General features: G+C 39.9%; 24 protein-coding genes and 2 pseudogenes. 6 read left to right on the top strand and 20 right to left on the bottom strand.

What is annotated here, in order from left to right; genetic code table 11:
• Positions 1 to 4: 4 nt before the first annotated feature.
• The 9 genes from ACWU4D_RS00130 to ACWU4D_RS00090 all read right to left on the bottom strand — a co-directional run bounded on the left by ACWU4D_RS00130 (position 5) and on the right by ACWU4D_RS00090 (position 6,868).
• The gene (locus ACWU4D_RS00130) at positions 5 to 817 is read right to left on the bottom strand and encodes a hypothetical protein (protein ID WP_456049340.1); all 813 of its coding nucleotides are present in this window, start codon (positions 815 to 817) and stop codon (positions 5 to 7) included.
• A gap of 452 nt (positions 818 to 1,269) precedes the next feature.
• The gene (locus ACWU4D_RS00125; RefSeq protein ID WP_456049339.1) at positions 1,270 to 1,599 is read right to left on the bottom strand and encodes a zinc ribbon domain-containing protein YjdM; all 330 of its coding nucleotides are present in this window, start codon (positions 1,597 to 1,599) and stop codon (positions 1,270 to 1,272) included.
• A 260-nt stretch (positions 1,600 to 1,859) separates the two neighbouring features.
• Positions 1,860 to 2,765, bottom strand: coding sequence for a GTP cyclohydrolase FolE2 (gene folE2 / locus ACWU4D_RS00120; RefSeq protein ID WP_456049338.1), 906 nt, complete (start codon positions 2,763 to 2,765; stop codon positions 1,860 to 1,862).
• 121 nt (positions 2,766 to 2,886) lie between these two features.
• Positions 2,887 to 3,312 carry a phosphoribosyl-AMP cyclohydrolase gene (gene hisI, locus ACWU4D_RS00115; protein ID WP_456049337.1) on the bottom strand — a complete coding sequence of 142 codons (426 nt, stop codon included), beginning with the start codon at positions 3,310 to 3,312 and terminating at the stop codon, positions 2,887 to 2,889.
• Positions 3,313 to 3,575: 263 nt separating this feature from the next.
• Complete coding sequence (locus ACWU4D_RS00110) at positions 3,576 to 4,073, bottom strand: DUF2867 domain-containing protein (protein WP_456049336.1); 498 nt, start codon at positions 4,071 to 4,073, stop codon at positions 3,576 to 3,578.
• Between the two features lie 85 nt (positions 4,074 to 4,158).
• Positions 4,159 to 4,905: a platelet-activating factor acetylhydrolase IB subunit gene (locus ACWU4D_RS00105; RefSeq protein ID WP_456049335.1), complete on the bottom strand. Its 747-nt coding sequence runs from the start codon at positions 4,903 to 4,905 to the stop codon at positions 4,159 to 4,161.
• 41 nt (positions 4,906 to 4,946) lie between these two features.
• Positions 4,947 to 5,462 carry a hypothetical protein gene (locus ACWU4D_RS00100; RefSeq protein ID WP_456049334.1) on the bottom strand — a complete coding sequence of 172 codons (516 nt, stop codon included), beginning with the start codon at positions 5,460 to 5,462 and terminating at the stop codon, positions 4,947 to 4,949.
• 84 nt (positions 5,463 to 5,546) lie between these two features.
• On the bottom strand, positions 5,547 to 6,500 hold the full coding sequence (locus tag ACWU4D_RS00095; protein WP_456049333.1) for a PhzF family phenazine biosynthesis protein: 954 nt from the start codon (positions 6,498 to 6,500) through the stop codon (positions 5,547 to 5,549).
• 11 nt (positions 6,501 to 6,511) lie between these two features.
• Positions 6,512 to 6,868: a hypothetical protein gene (locus tag ACWU4D_RS00090; RefSeq protein WP_456049332.1), complete on the bottom strand. Its 357-nt coding sequence runs from the start codon at positions 6,866 to 6,868 to the stop codon at positions 6,512 to 6,514.
• Between the two features lie 290 nt (positions 6,869 to 7,158).
• On the opposite strand from ACWU4D_RS00090, the gene ACWU4D_RS00085 reads away from it, so the two are divergent.
• The 3 genes from ACWU4D_RS00085 (at position 7,159) to ACWU4D_RS00075 (ending at position 10,375) form a co-directional block, all read left to right on the top strand.
• Positions 7,159 to 8,295, top strand: coding sequence for an ABC transporter substrate-binding protein (locus tag ACWU4D_RS00085; RefSeq protein ID WP_456049331.1), 1,137 nt, complete (start codon positions 7,159 to 7,161; stop codon positions 8,293 to 8,295).
• A 164-nt stretch (positions 8,296 to 8,459) separates the two neighbouring features.
• A complete protein-coding gene (locus tag ACWU4D_RS00080) occupies positions 8,460 to 9,581 on the top strand; it encodes a FecCD family ABC transporter permease (RefSeq protein WP_456049330.1) in 1,122 nt (373 codons plus the stop codon).
• Complete coding sequence (locus ACWU4D_RS00075; RefSeq protein WP_456049329.1) at positions 9,578 to 10,375, top strand: ABC transporter ATP-binding protein; 798 nt, start codon at positions 9,578 to 9,580, stop codon at positions 10,373 to 10,375. The genes ACWU4D_RS00080 and ACWU4D_RS00075 overlap by 4 nt, the downstream gene beginning before the upstream one ends.
• 134 nt (positions 10,376 to 10,509) lie before the next feature.
• Here the strand turns inward: ACWU4D_RS00075 and ACWU4D_RS00070 are convergent, their stop codons facing one another.
• On the bottom strand, positions 10,510 to 11,040 hold the full coding sequence (locus ACWU4D_RS00070) for an NADPH-dependent FMN reductase (RefSeq protein ID WP_456049328.1): 531 nt from the start codon (positions 11,038 to 11,040) through the stop codon (positions 10,510 to 10,512).
• A gap of 177 nt (positions 11,041 to 11,217) precedes the next feature.
• Here ACWU4D_RS00070 and aguA point away from each other — a divergent pair, with 177 nt between their 5' ends.
• On the top strand, positions 11,218 to 12,306 hold the full coding sequence (gene aguA, locus ACWU4D_RS00065) for an agmatine deiminase (protein WP_456049327.1): 1,089 nt from the start codon (positions 11,218 to 11,220) through the stop codon (positions 12,304 to 12,306).
• Between the two features lie 186 nt (positions 12,307 to 12,492).
• Here aguA and ACWU4D_RS00060 read toward each other — a convergent pair whose 3' ends face one another.
• Together ACWU4D_RS00060 and ACWU4D_RS00055 are read right to left on the bottom strand one after the other, a co-directional pair.
• Positions 12,493 to 14,604 (bottom strand): TonB-dependent siderophore receptor, encoded by a 2,112-nt coding sequence (locus ACWU4D_RS00060; protein WP_456049326.1) that lies wholly within the window; start codon positions 14,602 to 14,604, stop codon positions 12,493 to 12,495.
• Between the two features lie 27 nt (positions 14,605 to 14,631).
• A complete protein-coding gene (locus ACWU4D_RS00055) occupies positions 14,632 to 14,964 on the bottom strand; it encodes a hypothetical protein (protein WP_456049325.1) in 333 nt (110 codons plus the stop codon).
• 179 nt (positions 14,965 to 15,143) lie between these two features.
• On the opposite strand from ACWU4D_RS00055, the gene ACWU4D_RS00050 reads away from it, so the two are divergent.
• Positions 15,144 to 15,896 (top strand): siderophore ferric iron reductase, encoded by a 753-nt coding sequence (locus ACWU4D_RS00050; protein ID WP_456049324.1) that lies wholly within the window; start codon positions 15,144 to 15,146, stop codon positions 15,894 to 15,896.
• A gap of 46 nt (positions 15,897 to 15,942) precedes the next feature.
• On the opposite strand, the pseudogene ACWU4D_RS00045 reads toward ACWU4D_RS00050, so the two are convergent.
• The 8 genes and pseudogenes from ACWU4D_RS00045 to ACWU4D_RS00010 form a co-directional block, all read right to left on the bottom strand.
• Positions 15,943 to 16,011 (bottom strand): annotated as a pseudogene (locus ACWU4D_RS00045) (type II toxin-antitoxin system mRNA interferase toxin, RelE/StbE family); the annotation flags it as partial.
• Positions 16,012 to 16,176: 165 nt separating this feature from the next.
• Positions 16,177 to 16,512: a hypothetical protein gene (locus ACWU4D_RS00040; RefSeq protein WP_456049323.1), complete on the bottom strand. Its 336-nt coding sequence runs from the start codon at positions 16,510 to 16,512 to the stop codon at positions 16,177 to 16,179.
• Between the two features lie 264 nt (positions 16,513 to 16,776).
• Positions 16,777 to 16,944, bottom strand: a pseudogene (locus tag ACWU4D_RS00035) (VOC family protein); the annotation flags it as partial.
• Positions 16,945 to 17,067: 123 nt separating this feature from the next.
• The gene (locus ACWU4D_RS00030; RefSeq protein ID WP_456049322.1) at positions 17,068 to 17,373 is read right to left on the bottom strand and encodes an NIPSNAP family protein; all 306 of its coding nucleotides are present in this window, start codon (positions 17,371 to 17,373) and stop codon (positions 17,068 to 17,070) included.
• 140 nt (positions 17,374 to 17,513) lie between these two features.
• Positions 17,514 to 17,873 (bottom strand): hypothetical protein, encoded by a 360-nt coding sequence (locus ACWU4D_RS00025; protein ID WP_456049321.1) that lies wholly within the window; start codon positions 17,871 to 17,873, stop codon positions 17,514 to 17,516.
• A gap of 77 nt (positions 17,874 to 17,950) precedes the next feature.
• Positions 17,951 to 18,412 (bottom strand): hypothetical protein, encoded by a 462-nt coding sequence (locus ACWU4D_RS00020; RefSeq protein WP_456049320.1) that lies wholly within the window; start codon positions 18,410 to 18,412, stop codon positions 17,951 to 17,953.
• 45 nt (positions 18,413 to 18,457) lie between these two features.
• Positions 18,458 to 18,928: a GNAT family N-acetyltransferase gene (locus ACWU4D_RS00015; protein ID WP_456049319.1), complete on the bottom strand. Its 471-nt coding sequence runs from the start codon at positions 18,926 to 18,928 to the stop codon at positions 18,458 to 18,460.
• Positions 18,929 to 19,051: 123 nt separating this feature from the next.
• The gene (locus tag ACWU4D_RS00010; RefSeq protein WP_456049318.1) at positions 19,052 to 19,624 is read right to left on the bottom strand and encodes a hypothetical protein; all 573 of its coding nucleotides are present in this window, start codon (positions 19,622 to 19,624) and stop codon (positions 19,052 to 19,054) included.
• 637 nt (positions 19,625 to 20,261) lie between these two features.
• Here ACWU4D_RS00010 and ACWU4D_RS00005 point away from each other — a divergent pair.
• A partial coding sequence (locus ACWU4D_RS00005; RefSeq protein WP_456049317.1) for an IS110 family RNA-guided transposase occupies positions 20,262 to 20,987 on the top strand: 726 nt, incomplete at its 3' end.

Genomic DNA, 20,987 nt, shown 5'->3' with positions numbered 1-20,987 from the left:
CGTTCTACGACACATTTAACTTTCTGCTCTGTTCCATTTGAAGAGGTGTGTCCAGCTCTCTCAGCTGCGTTTGTAGCGCTCTAACATCTGACAAAGATTGGCAATTTCTAAGCGCAATTGCATTAAAATCTTCCACCTTTTCACTCAGCAATAGCGTATTGCGAATCAAACCCGCTTTAGACCAAACGTGCTTACACGTGACTTCAGAGAGCTTAAGACTTAACGTTGAACCGGTGAGCTGTGGCGTCGATTGATCTATCGCGAATGCCATATCATTAACAGTGTTGTAGTGCATAAAGCGATGATGCATTTTATCTGAACCTAGGTATTTTCTAACATAGGTCAGTTCATGCCCATACTCATAGGTGAAACGTAGCTTATCAATAAATGATAGTGCTAAATCACTGTTGTCTAACCCAAGAGACGCAAGAATGCATTTACTCCCCTGGTTACACATTTCCAACGCTTCAGTACGCTCTATCTGAGTCGCGGAGCACACAAGAGCGATCAACAGCGGTTGTTTGATCAATAGTGCCAATGCGGTATCAGAGTTGGCTGCTAACCAAAGCATATAAAATTGATATTCACTAAAATCGTAGGTGTTTTGAAGCGCCTCAAGCGGGATTTGTCTCATCCACTCGTTACTGCTCGAAATTCCGAATGAATCAAACCCAACACCGAGATTTCCTTCAAGCTCTTCCATTTCGCCATCATGATATACGCGGTAAGTTGTTAAACCTTTATTCCACGGTAATATCTCGATATTAAAATCAAAGCCAAACTGAGATGTTTCAATTATTAAGTTATTTTTATGCATACCAGAAAATATATAATTTCGACAGACATATACATATTAGTCTAAGTTTGGGATTATGGAAACAAATTTATAACAAAGAAGGACATAGCGAAAGATCTACTTCCTAAAATAGCCATTTTAATATATTTAATTTCGACCATTTATATATTTTTATGATCCTAAAGGATCTAATTTAAATATATGATCAAAGTTGCGCAATAATAGTTTATGCGCCTTTAAAATAATAACCCCATCAGGACTTTGAGAGGTAAAAACAACTATATTGGCATAGAAAAAGCGATCATAAATGATCAACAATATTAGAAATAAAAATAACAATTAATCAATAAAATAAATAAAATCATGCAGTTAGAACAAAACTAGGTATGACAAATATAATAAATCGGATCAACTCCTGCCTAGACGCCACGTTAATGTCCTGCGTAAATGCATCGTATTGATCTTAAATAAGTTTAGGCTTTCTTGACGCATTTAGCGGTCACCATCATGTCACCGACACCATCCACTTTGCAGTCAATCTGATGATCTTTGCCCTCACTAATGCGTCTGATCACTGCTTTGGTACCAATTTTTAAAACAAGTGAGCTACCTTTTACCTTAAGATCTTTAACCATAATGATCTTGTCACCTTCTACCAACGACGTTCCGTTTGCATCTTTAATGCTCCGATCTTCGTCGACTTCTGAAGGGTTCCATTCATAGCCGCATTCTGGGCAAATGAGATTATTTTGATCTTGGTAAACGTACTCAGATTGACAATTTGGACAAGGAGGAAAAGGCATATGTGACCACTTACAAGTAAAAATCTATTGGTTTATGGTAATACCTTACACTCACTCAATCGAGCAAATAATAGGATTTATCGTTATCTTAGCCTGAAATGTTATCAGTAGAACATCGGTGAAATCGGCACTTTGCCAATCATCAACGGAAAGTGTTTAGGCAACCCGTATGTTTACACATCAAAACTGCTCAATGATGATAACCTACATAGAGTTATCCTAAACCGATCGATTCCTATATAAATAGTCTGGTCACAGCCCTAGCGCCCAAACTTTTGATCAACAACTACAGCATTATGTGCGTGTAAGCTTTCTTGATGTTCAATTTTGAATGAATAATCTTTTACGGTATTCATTTGCTCTAAATGCTTTTTCAAACGCCTCGCTGCATCTTCACAAAACATTAAATTCTCGGCGTTTAACCTAGCAAACTCCTGTTCATCACTTCGCTTCACCGCAGTCTGCACTGGTGTCCCAATGGTGTCTTCCATTTGAACAATAAGTTCGCGTAAATCAGGCCATTCACAGCCGCTCATCGACAGACAAATATAAGCATAAGAACGCTGACTATGTGGCGTAGCCACCGACCCCTGTAGCGATTGCGCCCATTTTAGTAAATCGGCCTTATTGATCATGGCATCAGGAAACGTAGTCTCTATCGCTTCCGCATAGAGCTGCCGTGTCAATGAGGCAGAACATGGGCAAGTACTAGAGTACGGAATCGTCAACTCAAATTCATACTCATACCCTCGAGGACTTTTTTCAGCACGCACAACAATGGGATAAGACTGAAAACCACTTTCACCACTGAGTAAAGCGGGCTTTTTTAAAATTAAATCAAAACCAAACTCCACCTTCGCCGCCTGACTAATACCTTGCTGTGACGTAACCAAATCATCCAACAAAGTATCAATCGTCGCCCTATCAAAAGTGACATCATCCAGTCGATTCATCGCAAGATGCATACGGGACATATGGATCCCCTTAGACTCAGCAGCATCAAGACTTACAAAGACGTTCGCTTTAGCAGCAACTTGCATTAACACACCATTGGATTGCTTTAGCAAAAATGGAACGGCAATATCTTCCATACCCACCCACTGTAATGTGTATGGGGTATCGTTATGGATATCGGATGTGACATCCGGTAGAACACGCTTTAACAAAATTGACTCCTGAAACTCACGGTTGAAAACAAGGCGTAACGTTGGCCTTCAATTCTTAGACTTACTTCGATGACTTTGCCATCATTCACACAGTGGAAGCTCTGCTTAATCAATGCATGGGTCATACTGCTTGCGCATCCCCTTTAATCACAATCTGCTGCGCCTTAATATCGACATCGAGATAGAAGCAGTCTTTTCTGCCCGTGTGACAAGCTGCGCCCGACTGATTGACCAAACACAGCACCACATCACCATCACAATCAAAGGCCATGGATACCATCGCTTGCGTATGCCCACTGGTTTCCCCCTTGATCCACAATTGATTCCGGCTGCGAGACCAATACGTCATACGCTGGGTCGACAAAGTCATATCCAGCGCTTCTTTATTCATCCAAGCAAACATCAACACATCTTTGGTTTTCGCATCTTGAGTGATCACAGGGATTAAGCCTGCTTCGTTAAAAAACAAATTATCAAGCACAGTATTGATGGGGAGACGATCTCCGTCAGAGTAGCCTTCAATTGAATGAAAAAAATTCCTAAACATATCGATTCATTTCCTTACTGGTTGTTCCTGTCGTTTAACGCTGGTGATTATGTACTGTGCTTACTGAAGCAACGACGAAGAAGTATATAAGGGAAAAATCAATATTGATACGTTATAACATAACAATTAAGGAATTTTATGATTCTCACTTCCTTAGGCAAGGAATTGATATAAAAGAACATGAATAAATCTAATAGGATGATGAATAGATAGCATGAAGGCGCATTTTCAAGGCGAAAAAAGCGGCAACATCATCTTTGATATTAAGCCTGATCTAAACCTTTTAGAGTACTTGGCACGATGATTTTATGAAACGGAGTAACGAAGAACATATAGACTTTACCAAACAGGTTGTGCACATGAACCACGGTGCTTGCGTGAATGATAGCGGTATCGCCTTCAGGTTCAACGAAAAAAGAAACTCGGACATTTAGGTGTTTGTCACAGTCTTCGAGTACGACTTCATTATCTGTGACACTGACCAAGGTAAAAATACCGACTCGCTCACCCACGGCATAGTCTGAACCTAACTTGTCTCCAGATACATCTTGTAGACCGCCCAAATTTTTCAAACCGAGCTTCGATACTATCGAGTTTCTCATCGACATAAGAACAGCCACCCAATCCGGTGTTTGCGTTGTTATTTCAAGAAATACGTCAATCGCAGTTTGATTGTTATATTTTATTCTCTTTGAGAAACTATCACTGAAATACGAACCAATTGAGTACTCATTCAATAATGACTTCTTTGGTATAGACATACGCTCTCCTTCAAAAGGTATACCCCCTCGCGCGAGGAAAATACGGGTTGGCAAAAACAGTCGCACTCAAAGGGAAAAACACCACTTAGTTCATCAACCTGTTAATGGTTGGTGCCATTGCCTCGGCCCACCGTTGATAGCCTTCGCTATTTGGGTGAAGTAAATCAGGCATGAGTTTTTGATTTAATATTTGGTTATCGTCGATAAATATTTCATTAATGTTCAAAAAATGGACACTCTTATTATCGTCGAGTGAACGTATCAGTTGATTAATTTCTTGATTTCTCAAGCGCATCTCATCGTTTGGAGAATGATGTCTCGGAAAAATACCCAGTAATAATATTTTAGACATTGGAAGTCGTGTACGCAGTTCAGATACAATGGCCGATATACCTTTAGCGGTATCTTCTGCTGGATCCATTCTCTGCCCTGTATTATTCGTGCCTATCATGAGTACCGTTAGTTTAGGGCTCATATTATCGACTGCGCCATTCTGTAGACGCCAAAGAACATGTTCAGTTCTATCTCCACTAAAACCTAAGTTAAAGGCGTTTTTGTCTTGGTAATATTGTTGCCAAACAGCTGAACCAGCCATTTCCCAACGATGGGTAATTGAATCCCCTAACATCAGTAAATCTATTTCCGTGTTTTTAGCTTGCTGAAGCTTTGTATTGTGTCTTGTTTCCCACCAATCTAACGTCCAAGCCGCGTTTTGTTTTTCTGGTGTAATACTGTGAGTATGTAACGGATTATCACGAAAGTTATTTGTCGCTAAACTCAGCAATGAAAGCGCCAATATAGATATCAATAAAAATACTTTCAGATGATTCATAAAACCAAACTCCCAACGGCAACGTGTACGTTCATACTTTTCTAACCTAAGCTATTAATATGACTAATGTAGATCGCAGCATCTCGAATATCGAAGATGAAAGAGAAAATAATGAATCCCGTTATCAGTCCAGCCCAAATACGAAATCCTGTTGATTCGTTTACGTCAAAATAGGGTCGTTTAAGCAACAGTAATATTAATGCTGGCGACCAACAAACAAGGTGCATAATCGCGATACCGCCTCCCAAAAATGGTAGATCAAGAGCTGAATATATTGAGTGGCCGTTTGTCATAGAAATTACGAATCCACCCACCACCCATCGAGCCAAGTGGTGTTGCCGAACGAAGAAGATCCCCGCAACAAATGTACCGAGCAAAAAGATCAGCCATACCTTCACCCACATTGGCGTAAAAGCAAGAGCTTCTGCTCCGAATATGTCCAATGCTTCATGACCAATAACATACTCTCGTTCTGCGCCAAAAGCGGCACTTGAGAGGAGCAGAAGAAAAACGGAAGTAGCGATATTTTTTAAAACTGAAAACTTAATCAAACTCATCTTTTAACTCTTAGTTTACCGCCTTTTGGAATAGGCATAACAAGGCTGTCGGATTGCTGACTGCCCTACATCGATTTTTATGTGTTATACGGGAATGACCGCTGTACCAAGACCAGTTGCAAAGCCACCCACTTTTACATTTATTACCGTTGAATCATGAGACTCAACCGATGCCGTAATCATTGAAGTGCAATTCATAGCTCTACCTTGTTCAAAAACATAATCATGGCCTAAAGCGAGATGCTCTGTAAGATAACAAGCTAATGCTCCACTAGAGCTACCTGTCGCAGATTCTTCTGATATACCAAACAATGGCGCAAAGTTACGACAGCTTGCTGTAAGATTACGTTCAGGGTCACAAAGTTCAAAAACATGAAAACCAACAACGTTATGTTTTTTGCAGAAGTCGGCGATAAGATCATCATCTGGCTCTATGGAATCTAAATACCCGTTAGGAACAGGAATAATCACATCAGCTAGCCCAGTTGAAATCACTTCAATAGGTAACATCGTGCTTGCTAGTATGTGACTGTCAATACCAATAACGTGTGCAATCTCTTGGTATGTAAAACTATCTAATTTTTGAGGTAATTGCTGGTCCATTACGACCTTACCACTAGACTCGATTGTAACTGGCAGCATTCCAGCTTTCGTTCGTTGAACATACGAGCCTGCGGCAAGAATACCCTTTTGGTACATCGTGGAAAAAGTCGCTAGCGTCGCATGACCACAAAAGTCAACTTCTCCAGTTATCGTAAAGAAAGACACCTCATAATCAGCGAAGTCATCACTGGAAACAAACGCCGTTTCTGAATGCCCTACCGCTTGTGCAATTTTTAATTTTTGATCATCAGATAGTTGGTCAGCATTCAAGACAATACCTGCGGGATTTCCGCCTTTTCCGTTTTCAGTAAATGCATTTACCAAAGCGACTTCGATATTCAACAACAACTTTTTCTCCGTAGAACGCCTAACATCACCTAACCGATAAACACGCAGTGGTTTTTGGTCTTCAGCCAGTGAAATGGATACCTTCAATTTTTTTAAATTTATCTCGTCATTTCTTCCAACGTATCGCCATCCACGAGATGAACATTCGTGGTGTAATACGCTAGGCTATATTCGATATCTAGTGAAAAATAGACACTTTGTTTAAGGTGCCGTTTTATCGACTCTTCTAGCTCTCGACTTAACGTTAGCGTGAACTCTTCATCTCTATGAGGTTTAGTGAGCAGCGATATTGTAATGAGAATGTGGGAATATTTATATTCCGAGCAAGGATAAGCTCTAGATTTACATACCCCGGCACTGGAATCTTTTTTATTAATAATTTTTTCAATGACATCAAACACTTCTTTCGTGTCTATATCCAAGTTGTCAGAATATTTAATTTCTACATGTGGCATACGAATGAACTCCTGAGTGCATATTTCCATGATCAGCTTTAAAACAAGTTAACGAAACTCAAAACTGGCGATCAGAATGGCAAAACTTAACATACTTTTCATCGGACTAGATACCTATAAAAACTCGTTGAAATTACTTGATATTGGGAGTCATACCAATCCCCCTATGATGGTTAGATATCTAAGTCCCAAAAAAACAAACATAAATGATTATGATTCTCATTTCTATTTACAAAATAACATTGCCTCTGTAAACTCCTTTCCAAATTACCTATCTAAGGAAAGAGAAGATGAATTTGAATCGTTCATTTATAACAAAGTTAGTTGCGCCTATTTTCTTATCTGTTGCTTTTAGTGCTTCAGCGGACGTCATTCAAGTGACGGATATCGCAGGTCGTAAAGTAAGCCTAGACCCAGAAAAAATTGACAACATCGTCTTGGGTGAAGGCCGTTTAACCTACTCGTTGGCATTATTAGACAAAGAGAATCCATTAGAGAGAGTGGTGGGTTGGAAAGACGATTTAATCCAATATGACCCTGATGCGTATCGTAAATATTTAAAAGCTTTTCCTCAGATCGCTAACATTGCAAATTTGGGAAGTCCTTACACTGGCGACTACAGCTTAGAAAAGATCATCACACTTGATACTGATTTATTTATTCTTAACTTGGGTAATTTATTAAAAGCACAAGAAAGCGGCTTGTTAACAAAACTTGAAAAAGCAGGCATTAAAGTCGTCTTTGTCGACTTCCGTCAAAGACCTACTCAAAACACGGTTCCAAGCTTATTAATGCTCGGTAAAGTTCTAAACCGGGAAAAAGAAGCCAATGAATTCATCGATTACTATGTGGAACAAATGCGTGTTGTAAGCTCAGTTGTATTAGCGAAACAACCAGAAGAGCGCCCTATCGTTTTCATTGAACGGGCGGCGGGCTACAACCCTGATAAATGTTGCAGTACATTTGGCGCTGCAAATCTAGGTCGCTTGGTTGATGAAGCAGGCGGTATCAATTGGGGAAGCCGCAAGATTTCTGGTTTTAGTGGATCGGTAAACCCTGAGGTTATCTTCAGCGACAAACTGGATTACATCATTGGCACAGGCGCGAACTGGGCAGAAGCGAACCCAAATACTCAAGCAGTATTACTCGGTTACGAAGCAACATCTGAACTCGCTCAAGAACGTCTACAAGCACTTGCTGATCGTAAAGGCTGGCCAGAACTAGAAGCCGTTAAGTCTAAACATTTCTATTCTATGTACCACCAGTTTTATAACAGCCCATACCATTTCATTGCATTGCAAACATTTGCAAAGTGGTTTTACCCAGAAGACTTTAAAGACCTTGATACAACGGCCAACTTCATTGAATTGCACGACCGTTTTCTTCCTATCGACTTCAGCGGTGTGTTTTGGCACAAACTTAAATAGTTCGTTTATATGACTCAAATAGGTTTTCTTTCCTCTGCCGCTTATCGGCATTAGAAAGAAAACCTTTTAGGAGTATTTAAGTGAAATAAACCTCCTGAATCCTCTTTTTACTCAAGATTAAGTGCCCTCTTAATGTTTACTCTTTTTATAGTTAGGTTGGTTTTATGACCAGTAATACCCAAGATTTGAAAGAATTACACGCCACAACCGATACCGATATCGCACCGTATGTATTGAAGAAGCAAAATGACCTCATTCATGGCTTTGTCGCCAGTGAAGCGAAAAAGGTTCAAATGCTAGTATTGGTCGTTGCTTTATTAGTGGCGAGCCTGATTATTGATGTCAGTATTGGCCCAGGTAATTTTTCACTATCTACCGTTCTTGATGTTCTGTTAGACCGTTCATCTCACGGGGTTAAACTTGACGTCATTATTTGGGATTACCGTCTTCCTATCGCCGTGACCGCCGTTATTGTGGGTGCCATGTTAGGGATTTCGGGGGCTCTCATGCAGACCTTGCTAAACAATCCTCTCGCCGAGCCTTTTACGCTTGGCGTCTCTTCTGCGGCAAGCTTTGGCGCGGCATTAGCCATTGTCTCAGGCGTGGGTTTCGCGGCCAATATTGGTTCCTTTTTAGTCACGCTAAATGCCTTTGTTTTCGCACTCGGAACATGCGGATTGCTCTTGCTACTCATGCGTTTAAAAGGTGTTGGCACTCAAACCATCATATTGTTTGGCATAGCGATCTTCTTTGCGTTTAATGCGATGCTGGCGATGATGCAATACGGCGCATCTGAAACACAATTACAGCGCATCGTCTTTTGGATGTTGGGCTCTTTAAATCGTGCCAGTTGGTTACAGAGCTTTTGGGGATCCGCTTTATTATGTGCCGTAATGCCATTTTGTATGATGCGAACATGGCAATTAACGGCTTTACGATTAGGTGAAGAAAGCGCCCTCAGTATGGGGATCGATATTGCTCGATTACGCGTTGAAATCCTGATTTGCATTTCATTATTGGCGGCGACCGCAGTGGCGTTTGTCGGGACAATTGGTTTTGTCGGACTCGTTGGGCCACATATTGCACGATTGTTGGTCGGTGAAAACCAGCGTTACTTTATTCCTCTTTCTGCTTTACTTGGCGCACTGATGTTAAGTGTCACTTCGATTGTCAGCAAATCCATTACTCCAGGTATCATTTACCCAATCGGTATCATCACCGCGTTAATTGGTGTCCCTGTGTTCTTAACCATTATTTTAAAACACTCCAAGGAGCAATCGATATGAGTTTATCCGTTTCTAATTTAAGCGTCGGTTATGACGCTCATAACGTGCTCAAAAGCTTAAATATCTCTCCGTTAGAAAAAGGCAGTTTTACCGCTTTATTAGGGGCTAATGCTGCCGGGAAATCGACCTTGTTTAAATCGATCGCTGGCTTAATTAAAACGCAGTCTGGCGAAGTATTCTTGGACGGAAAAGAGCTTAAAACCTATTCAAAAATACAACGCGCCCGAGACGTGATCTATTTGCCACAGTCGTTTTATAGCAGTTTGGCATTATCGGTATTTGAGTCGGTGTTGGTGTCGTTTAAACAAAACTCTGGCTGGCGAGTAAAACCCGATGACATAAAGCAAGTAGCGCAGGTTTTAAGCTTGCTCAATATCGAACATCTGGCTAAAAAAAACATCAGCGAACTCAGTGGTGGTCAAAAACAACTCGTGGCGTTAGCGCGTATCTTAGTGGTAAACCCGAAAGTCATTTTACTGGATGAACCAACAAGCGCATTGGATTTGCACCACCAACTGTCCATTTTAACGGTGATCAAGAAACTGACCATAGAGAGAAACTTCATAACCATCGCAGCACTGCATGATGTGAATTTAGCCGCCAAATTTTGCGACCAAATTATGTTGCTGAATAAAGGCGTGATACAAACTCAAGGTGACGCCCTCGACGTTTTAGCCATGCCAGAACTGGGAGAAGCCTATAAGGTGAAAACAACGTTAGAACATGGGAGCAAAGGTCAGCTTTACTTGGATGCCGAATTATTACGAGAAGAGATGCAGCGCGCCATGGCATAACTTCACTTGGGCTTAACATAAAGCTCCGTAATTTCGCCGAACTTACCTCTCGCATAACATAAATAGTCGAGCACTCAATCAAAACTCCGCACTAAAGGGGGGGGAAGAGAAGGTTTTAATAGAGAGTCTATGTATTATGTTTTTACAACTTCACTGTAAAAACGTGCCAGACCGTTGTTCAACATAGAATGGCACTCGCTATCTTTGTCAATATCCCCGTCGACTAAATCGGTGCCTAATAATGGAACTGAAACATAAGCGCTCTCAATGATAATTCCTGACATTGTCGTTAATACTTCTTTTAAAGACTCTATTGCATGGATAGCGCGTGGCGAAGTATTGATTAACATAATCGGAATATCAGAGAACTCATAGCTACTGACTAACCAATCTAATGCATTTTTCATTGGCGCACTAATGCCATGAGCATATTCTGGGCTGGATATAATTATTCCCGCTGAAAATTTAAGTTGAGATTTAATTTCATCGAGTGCAGGAATTGCTTCACACTCCAAATCAGGATTAAACAAAGGTAACTGGCTAATATCACCAATTACAATATCAATATGATCTGGGGAGGTCTTTACTAATGACTTTAAAGCTGCTGAATTATAGGAACCTTTTCGAAGGCTCCCTGATAATGCGAAAAACTTAACTCTTTTCATTGAACACCATTACCATGAGAAAAACATAGATACCATGAATCCTTACTAAGAAGGAATTAGGCCGAAATTATTGTATTCTACTTGATGTGGGGAGTCATACCAACGCCGTATTCAGAAACTTGTTAACACTAGATGACCAATTAAAGAACGGGGTAAACGAAAACCGAGGAGCATGACGTGAGCAACTTGATAGAATCATTCCCAGCAAGTGATAATTTTCGCATGCCTGGAGAGAACGAAGCACACAGCGAAATATGGATGGCATGGCCAACTCGAAGCGACAACTGGCGCTTAAATGGAAAGCCTGCTCAGAAAGCCTTTGTAGAGACTGCAATTGCGATAGCAAAAGCGACTTCAGTCATTATGCTTGTTCCACATGATCAATTGACCAACGCCCGTACCCAGTTACCTTCTCAAATCACAATTATTGAAATGGAATACAATGATAGCTGGATGAGAGACATTGGTGCGACCTACGTAGTCAGTGAAAATGGCGAGCGTCGAGGTATTAGTTGGGAATTTAACGCATGGGGAGGACTCGTTGATGGACTGTATTTCCCATGGAATTTCGATAATGCTGTGGCTGGAAAGATGTTAGAGATCACTAAAGATGATCTCTACCAGGCACCTCTTGTTTTAGAAGGTGGCTCTATTCATTGTGATGGAAATGGTACCGTTTATACGACAGAAGAATGCCTATTGCACCCTAGTCGTAACCCTGAGTTGTCAAAGCAACAAATTGAGCATTTACTTTGCCAATATCTGAATGTTGAAAAAGTCATCTGGCTGCCACGTGGACTATATAATGATGAAACTAACGGACACATTGACAATATTATGCATGTTGTTAAGCCTGGTGAAGTCATGCTGACTTGGTGTGACGACCCGAACGATCCTCAATATGCCATTAGCCATGAAGCATTGAATGCTCTAACCACTCAACGCGATGCCAGAGGCCGAACGATTAAGGTACATAAATTGCCAATGCCAGGACCGCTATTTTTAACCAAAAGCGAAGCTGCGGGAATTGTTCAAAGTGCTGGAATGGAGCGCAAATCAGGAGAACGTCTCGCGGCATCATATGCCAACTTTTTAATCAGTAACGGTCAAGTTATTTTCCCTAAGCTAGACGACAAGTTTGACGAAGCCGCAAAAACGATACTAGAAACTGCCTTTCCCGACCATGACGTTGTTGGTATTAAAGCACGTGAGATTTTATTAGGTGGCGGCAATATCCATTGTATTACTCAACAGGTGCCTAGATAGCTATACGATACACCTAATTTAGGAAGTGGTTACACAAGCATCGGATGTGGCACAACCACCGACGGCGTTAGGATGGCAATACGAGTCGATCATGACCCAAGAAGAGATGCGCCAAGCGCTTTTTTGAATAAAACGTAAAAAAGCAGCCAAGTGTATTGGCTGCTCTATGACTAAACAGGTGTTGAATTAGAATTCATACTTCACGTTAAACTCAATAGACTGCTCGGCACCGTACCAACAGTACGCTTGGCTATAACAAGTGTAGTATTCCTCATCAAAAAGGTTACTCACAACTAAGTTAGCCTGTGCGCCTGATAATGACTCTGAAGCATTGCCTAAATCATAGCCAAGAGACAAATCAACAAGGGAATAAGAAGGAACTTTTTGAACTGAATTGGTCGCATCACCTTCCATTTCACCCATATAACGAACACCAGAGCCCACTCTTAAACCATCTAGTGCACCCGTATAGAAGTGATAGTTTGCCCATAGATTCGCTGCATGCGTAGGTACATAAATCGGTGTCGTTCCTACTAGACTTGAGTCAACATCTTCTGTTACTTCCATATCAATGTAAGTATACGAAGCGGCTAGATCTAAATTGTCCGTTGCAAACCAGCGTCCTTCAAATTCAGCACCTTGGGAAACAACTTCACCAAGTTGAACACTTGCAGGATAGTTACCCTCAGGATCAGGTACAATGTAGTCTTCTTTCGTAATGTGGAAATAAGACATCGTAAATTGCTTAGACATATCCATCGATAGATATTTCAAACCAACTTCGATCTGCTTACCTATTTGAGGGTCAAATCCATCTCCGTTTACATCTACACCGGCTGCAGGTTCAAAGCTTGTTGCGTAACTAATGAAAGGTGAAAAACCGTTCCCTAGATCATACAAGCCACCGACACGGTATGAGAAATTACTATGGTCAGCGTCAAAGTCGACCCCATAATAATAATTCTCGGATTTATAACTATCGTAGCGACCACCAGCAATGAGTACTAGGTTATCAATTCTCAACTGGTCTTGAGCATAAAAACCAAACTGCTCTACATCAGTGTGGTTGTTGTAGACCGTCCCTACACCCATATTGTTTCTATCTATGTAGTCATTGCTTGGATTAAAGATATTAACTACGTAGCTCTTATCATAGTATGTTGTATCAATTGCCGAGCCTTCCATACTTTGATAATCAAAGCCAAATAATAGGTTGTGCTCAATGCTACCTGTCGTAATTGACTTAGTAAGCTGATTATCGATAGTAACGCTTTGAAGATCTTCATCGAAACTGTACGCGTAATTGGCTATATCACCAGTAGTAAAGTCACCGTCGTAGTAATATGTATCTTCTCGGTATGTTGATGCATCAATGTAACGAGCATTTTGTAAAAAGGTCCAACCATTATTAAAATCATGGTTTATTTTATAACCAAGCATCAACACTTCACGTTCAAACGTACTCCAATCATCAGCCCCAGTAAAAGTAGACGGTGAAGTAGAACCTAGTGGGTGGTCAATGAACATACCGACAGCAGGTAAAGAAGAGTCCATTCCTAGCGCAGGATCATTTTGATAGTAAAGATTAAAGTTAATTAGGGTTTGCTCAGACACCTGCCAATCGACAGAAGGGGCAATTAAGTAGCGCTCTTCTTCAACCGAGTCGGCTTGACTGTCTTGAGTTCGAGCCTTACCAATAAATCGATAAGAGAAATCACTATCACCAAACTGCCCTGTGGTATCAATTGAAGCTTCAACTAAATTACGAGAACCTGTAGAAAAACTCACTTCTGTATGAGGTTCTGATTGAGGTGTTTTCGCAATCATATTCACCATGCCACCCGGTGGCATAGAGCCATAAAGAACTGAGGTCGGTCCTTTAAAGACTTCTACTTGCTGTAATGCAATTGGATCTATCTGTATTGGTAAAAAACCATTGAGGTAAGGTAAAACCATACCATCATAGTAGTTTGTAGAAACGTCAAAACCACGAATATTAAACGTATCATATAAGGTCACTGCCCCACCTCGTTGTTCGGCGGTAACACCTGGAGCATAACGAAGAGCTTGTCCAAGAGACTTTACACCTCTTTGTTCAAGTTGTTCTTGTTCAATAACCGTAATACCTTGTGGTGTTTCTTCTGGCTCTAATGCCGTTTTTGTTGCCGTATTTCGATATGTTTGACCTAAAACGGTAATGGTTTCATGTTGGGTTTCTTCTGCAAAAGAAGGGGTAGATAAAATACTTAAAAGTGCGACAGATAAAATTGAGCGCTTAAATTGTGTCCTAGTTTCCATTTCGTCCTCGAATACCAATGCTATTAATTAGAAATAATTTTGTAAATAAGAATAAATATCATTTGCATTGTATTGGTTTTCAAATCGAAAAATTAACACTTTGGTGCAATCATTCAAAAATAATTGATAGAAGTCAGAATTATTAACGCCACTTAAGGGTTCATAGCCTTCTGGATAGATCTCTAGTTCGTCACCATCAAGGCCTTTGTGTTTAACCATTGCATATGTTTGGTGAGGTATTGTAAGCGTATGAAGTTGGTCAGAAATCAAGCCTGGTAACAAAGGGAGTTCTACCTCGTCTTCGACCTTAATACCTGCCCAGTACTGAATATTAGTTCCATCAAATTGGGCCTGTGTCACATCGATCACACCAACTTTTTGATTATGTATGGACTCATTTTGTGGCGCTAAGATTTATTCTAATTGATACCAAAGTAATGGAACCTTATGAAGAAACCATAGCTAGATGCTCCATTTTGTATGGTCTAGTCTGAAAAAGTCAGTATGATAACGCTATTGATTATCATTTAGTTATTCAGATGTTTTTCCAGTTAATAAATATAGTTACCAGCAAGAAGCCCCCCTCTTTGCATCAAAAAATTTTCTCTTATTCAAAAGAAGTGACACCCTATTGGAGAGGAAGCTATGGACCATTACATGGAAGAGCGATTGCTATTACCAATGATGATAGCCATATTGAGCTCAAACGAGTCTTTGATAATCTCGTAAAAGCCCATCCTGAGGCTGGTCAAGCGTATTGGTTAACTCGAACGTGGGATCTAGTGTGCTGGCAACCGATTTATGTCACATTCATTTCAATTTATACTCTACAATCATTGCCTGACATTAAAAACATTGGGCAATTCACATACAAGAAATTTATTACTGGATACCGATTTTTTAATGATGACCATAAGCATGGTACTCCAGAAGAGCTTATCCCGCATGCAGCCGAAGCGATACTAACGTTAACAAATTTCTATCGTTCTCAAATAAACAAATGGACTCGAATTCGTCCTGGTTTTACTAACCACCTGCTCGCTGATTTGTTACTAACTAGTTTGATTAAACTGCAACATTTTCAACCAAACATAACTAATGAGTATATTATCGAACAAGCTCAACTTTGGTTGGGTGCTTGCCATCTCCCCGTGAGACATTTAGATAGCTTAAAAATAGAAGATGATGGCAGACTAAGACTGGTGCGAGTCAGTTGTTGTTTAGTGTATAAGTGTGAATCGGGTGCATATTGTGATGACTGCCCAAGACACCCTAACAATAAGAAAAAATAACCATAACTCGGTGATTATTCGATAAACTATGCACTTCTGTATAGCTAATTTCATCGTCGAGGACTTCATAGGCTAAGCGATAACCTGCTGTACGTAGTTTGATCTTATAAACTGACTTTGAATTGGTGGAGCTAACTTGCTTCATCTACTGCGTTAACTCAATTTATTTGAGTAACAGAGCAAAATAGGCTTGAAGAATTAGGCCGAAATTTTTGCGTTCTACTTGATGTGAGGAGTCATACCAACGCCGTGTTCAGCAACTTGTCGTAACTTTTCATCTCTAGATTAACGTACGAACGATGCGCTCTACCTCTTTGACGTTAGCTATTGCAAGAAACCCATAGTCGGTAAATTGCCGATCACCATCACCGTCGGTATAAAACCTTCTTTCAAAAATTAGATCACCAGAACCATCTGATCGTTGTTTGCGACGAAGATCTTGCAAACGAGTTGAGTTAAAAGAACGAATTGTTGTTGTGAATCCACCATCAAAAATAATCGCGCGAGAGTTGGTTACTATATAAGCGGTTCTTTTGGCTTTATACACCATCAGTAATGGTGAGAACTGCATTACAATACCGATTAGCAAGAATGGCACACCAAAAAAAGCAAACAAATCAAACCCTTTTTTAAAATCAGGTATTTCAAAGCCAAAACCACTCGCGATCCAAAATAAAAAGAATGCGTTCCATGGTATAGCAACCAAAAAATAGGAATTGAGCGACGCGCAAACTTTCTTGGAACTGGTTTTCCTACCCAGCTGATTTTTTCTCGGTCCTCCAATTCTGCTTCTATCAAAGCTCTTAAAGCAGAAGGAAATTGTTGTGTGTCGGTTTGGGATAAATACATAATTTTAAGTTAACGCCTCTCAATTACCTTATTATGCCGATCTCGCTGCCATAGGGTGATTTGGATTTAATTCGAGCAAATCCCATAAGTTCCCGTAAAGATCTTCAAATACAGCAACCATTCCGTAGTCTTGCTCTTTTGGTTCTCTGATGAACGTTATGCCTTCAGATTTCATCCTATTATAATCACGCCAAAAATCAATTGCCTCATCGTGGGGACTCATACCAACGCAAAGCTAAACGGAAAATGCGGTTGGCTAAAATGTGCGAGGTACGAACGCAGCCAACTGTAATTTTTTCCGTTTGGTCGCCTTATTCTATGTTTATTTTAAAAGAGGGCGGAAAAAACTACGCTCGTAACTGATTATGCACATCGTATCTTCTGCATATTTAAAAGCACTTATGCACTCTTCATCTTTTAGTGATTTTTCACGGTACTCTTCATAAGCTGCCAAACTAGGAAATGAAAACAGAGCTAGAGCTTTGTTATTAGCCCCTTCTGAAGGTAAAAAGTAACCATGGTGATGACCACCAAACTTATTGACTAGTGGGATCCAAAGTTTTGCATAATGCTCAAACTCTTTAAGCTTATATGGGTCGATTACATAATTTAAATAACAAGTGATCAAATGTATTACTCCATGAAAGTGTGATTAACCGATGATTGTCTTGGTTGGGTATATTTGGGCATGTTAGCCTCCTCAGTGTGATGAGAAGGTGTCGACTAAAGCAAGGGAAGACTCACCCAACGAATAACATCTTGTTAGGGTTATCTATAAGTGTTGTAAATACTGATCAAAAACATAGTTAACACGCAGCTAAAAGCCATTATTGCCAATGTTTTTTTCAAGCTATTTTTCTTTCTATTTTGAAGTTTTTTCGTTAGTTCAGGAAATAAATCATCTACAATTAACTCCCCATTAAAATATGCCCTGCAATTAGGTTCACTAAAAGAGACTTTATTCTCAATTTTTATTTCATCATCACCAATGTCAAATATTTCAGTAGCTTGAGTTTTTATCGACCAACCAGTACGAATTACTTCTCCATCATATAAATACCTTTCATGGCCAAATATTGAGTACTCAATCTCAAATATTTTTCCTTTTACTTCAAATTTGGTTTTCATCGATGATATCCAATAATCGCTCTATTTTTGGGATGGTTACATGACCATGTGCTTAGAAGGCAGGTGTTTGTTAGCTGCTACTTTACCGCGAGCTGGTATGTATTAAACTTACTGCCAAAAAGTTCACTTTCGTAGACTTTTGTCGAACGCTTTTGCAAAAATTTATACATAGGCCGAGTGTGTAAAAAGTGTATATAAACTTCTTTATGCCCAATTACTTTTGCCCACTCCATTATTTCATGGAATATTTTAATACCAAGTCCCCACGAACTATCATCTATAACTATTGCTATCTCGTATTTGTCATCCTCGAATTGAATACCACACCATCCGATAAGCTGATTGTTTACGTTTATAGCACGTACTTTGCAACCATGACTTGCGTCAACTTCTACCTTTGACTTCATCCAAGCTGTTGTAGAGTTTATGTCAAACAATTCATGTTGGATCAAATGTTCTCTAATTTTCAATTTATTTAATAGCGGTAAGAAATCATCTGGATTTATATCTCCAAATTTCACATATTCGATACTAGACATGATACTCCCACCCTTGAAGTACAGTTAGACATAGTGACGCCGCAATCACGCGCTTGTCGCGTGTATTGCCTTGTTAAGTTTGATTTCCATAGGCTGATAAGCTAAACCTGCAGATTCGCCCACTTCGCCATTGCACTCAAATCCATACTTTTCATAAGCGATCACTGAAGATAGTGATGCTCTGACGGTAACAGTCTCAACCCTTGTACGATTCAAGACGGATGAAATCAGCATTCTCCCAATACCACTTTTTTGGCGTTCAGGGCGAATAAAAAGCATCGCAACATGGCGACCTTCCTTTAGCTCAATGACACCTTCGATATTTTCGTCGTTCTCAGCAACTAGCATTAAGTTATCGCCTTTCATTCTGTTGAGGAATGCATCGCGCGTAGCGATCTTTGAAAAGGTTGTAATCCCCTCATCAGACAATGTGCCTGCAACAGACTGCAAAAACGAGTCTATACAAATTGCACTTACAGCCTCAAGATCCTTCTCTTCCATCTTTCTGACAATCATCAATGCCTCCTAAAAACTTAACGCCTCATCAAAGGGAAATTTATAATCGTCTAAAATAACGAACGAAGTGAGAATAGCCAACTGGAATTAGCTTCGCACTAGAGCGGGAGTCCAATTATCGTGTTAGTCAATTCTGTTACGGTTACTCAATACTTTTTGTTTGAATAACAATACAAAACCAACAATTAAGAGCACAAAGAACAACATGGTAAAACTACTTTTTAGGATGGTAAGCGTGCTGGCAATTTTAACGGTTGTTACCTGTAACTCTGGAAATGAATTTATCATTTTTATAATGAATATGTTCTCAACATAATCAAACATACCCGCTAAAAAGGGCACTAAAGCAAAGTAATAAATTTTAGAGTTTCTGCTAGATGTTTTGCCAAACAGCCAAACTAACATTAATGAGTAAGTAATAGAAAACAAGCCAGGATAAATGAAATCGAAGGGTAATTGAGTAGATAAATAAGTCGCACGCCCTTCTATACCTAATGTGTTAAGTAAGTTATCTGCATAGGCAAACGAATACCCGAATGGAGATAAATCAAATATTGGTAGCTCTGGTGCAAATGTAGAAACGGCTGGAATAGAATAAGACAACATTGTTAAATAGACTATCATTGTCAATAAAAACAAAATACTAACGGTCTTTCCCGTTGAGAGTTTCTGTACAAATCGAACAACAAATTCCATGTGAATATCACCTTATTAAAGCTTGGCTAGACATAATGACTCCCCACTCAGACTGCTGGTCTCCAATCATTCGTGGATGGGCTGAACATTAGAACCATAATAGTTTTGATAACGAAACTAAAAATTGGTGATCAGCATGTCAAAACATAACATACTTTTTATCACGATTTTGAGCTAATGCAGTGGTTCAAGTATCGAACGTGGCACCACCACCGACAGCATTAGGATGGCAATACCGTTTTACGATATTGTGAACTACGTACATAGACTGAAGACAGATGTCACAACGGATGATGCAAGGTAGGCGCTGCTTGAAGCACGCATCCACAACACTCAACTTGAACACCGTAATCACAAAACTTAACTCAAACCAAAATTGCCAAGCGTGCTGAATCACTCTTAAATTGTTTGTATGGATAATAAACCCACCTAATTTACAAATAATTCCCAGTTTCGGGTAATGTGAGACCCAGGCTTTAGCTGCAACTAAAGCTTTCCTTGTCGTAGTTCGATTGAATGATGGCTCCTCTATTGAGAGACCGATAACAAGAAAGAACGCGACAAAGGACTCCAAGCAAAATACTCGAATAGTCTACTGGGTCTCGAACCCGCATTTGCAAGCAAGAGTTAGCTTATTATGAAATCAAACACACTTCAAAACATTAATGTCGGAGTTGATACTGGAAAGTTCAAACTCGATATTTATATCCGCCCTTCAGATATCTTTTTCTCTGTTTCTAACGATGAAAAAGGCATTAAAGAAGCAATCAAAACCATCAAACAGTATCACCCAGAACGCATTATTATCGAAGCCACTGGGCGACTTGAAATGCCATTTATAATGGCATGTGCGAATGCGAATTTGCCTTTCGTTATCGCTAATCCCATACACATTAAACGCTTTGCGGGCGCGATCGGAAGAAGAGCTAAAACGGATAAACTTGATGCTCAGTTAATCGCCCACTATGGAGAAGCCATTAGACCCAACTTATCTTCGTTGAAGCCAGATACAATGAGGAGGATGAGCGACTTAGTGGCAAGAAGAAATCAACTGTTAGTCATGCAAACTATGGAGAAAAATCGTCTTCAAATACTGCCAAAAGAACTCGTAATGACCATCAAACCGATTCTGACCGTGTTCAAAAATCAAATCGAAAAGGTGGAAGCTAAAATCGTGAAGCTTATCGAGACGTGTCCTGATTATCAGGCCAAAAATGTGATTCTTCAAAGCATGAAAGGGATTGGTAAAATTGCTGCCGCATCAATTATTAGTAACCTACCTGAGCTAGGATATATCAGTAACAAAGAAGCCAGTTCATTAGTCGGCGTTGCGCCCATGAACAAAGAAAGTGGACGTTTCAAA

Source organism: Vibrio phycocola (assembly GCF_053850235.1).
Note: the sequence above shows the minus strand (reverse complement) of the source record. Positions and strands in the feature narration are given on the sequence as shown.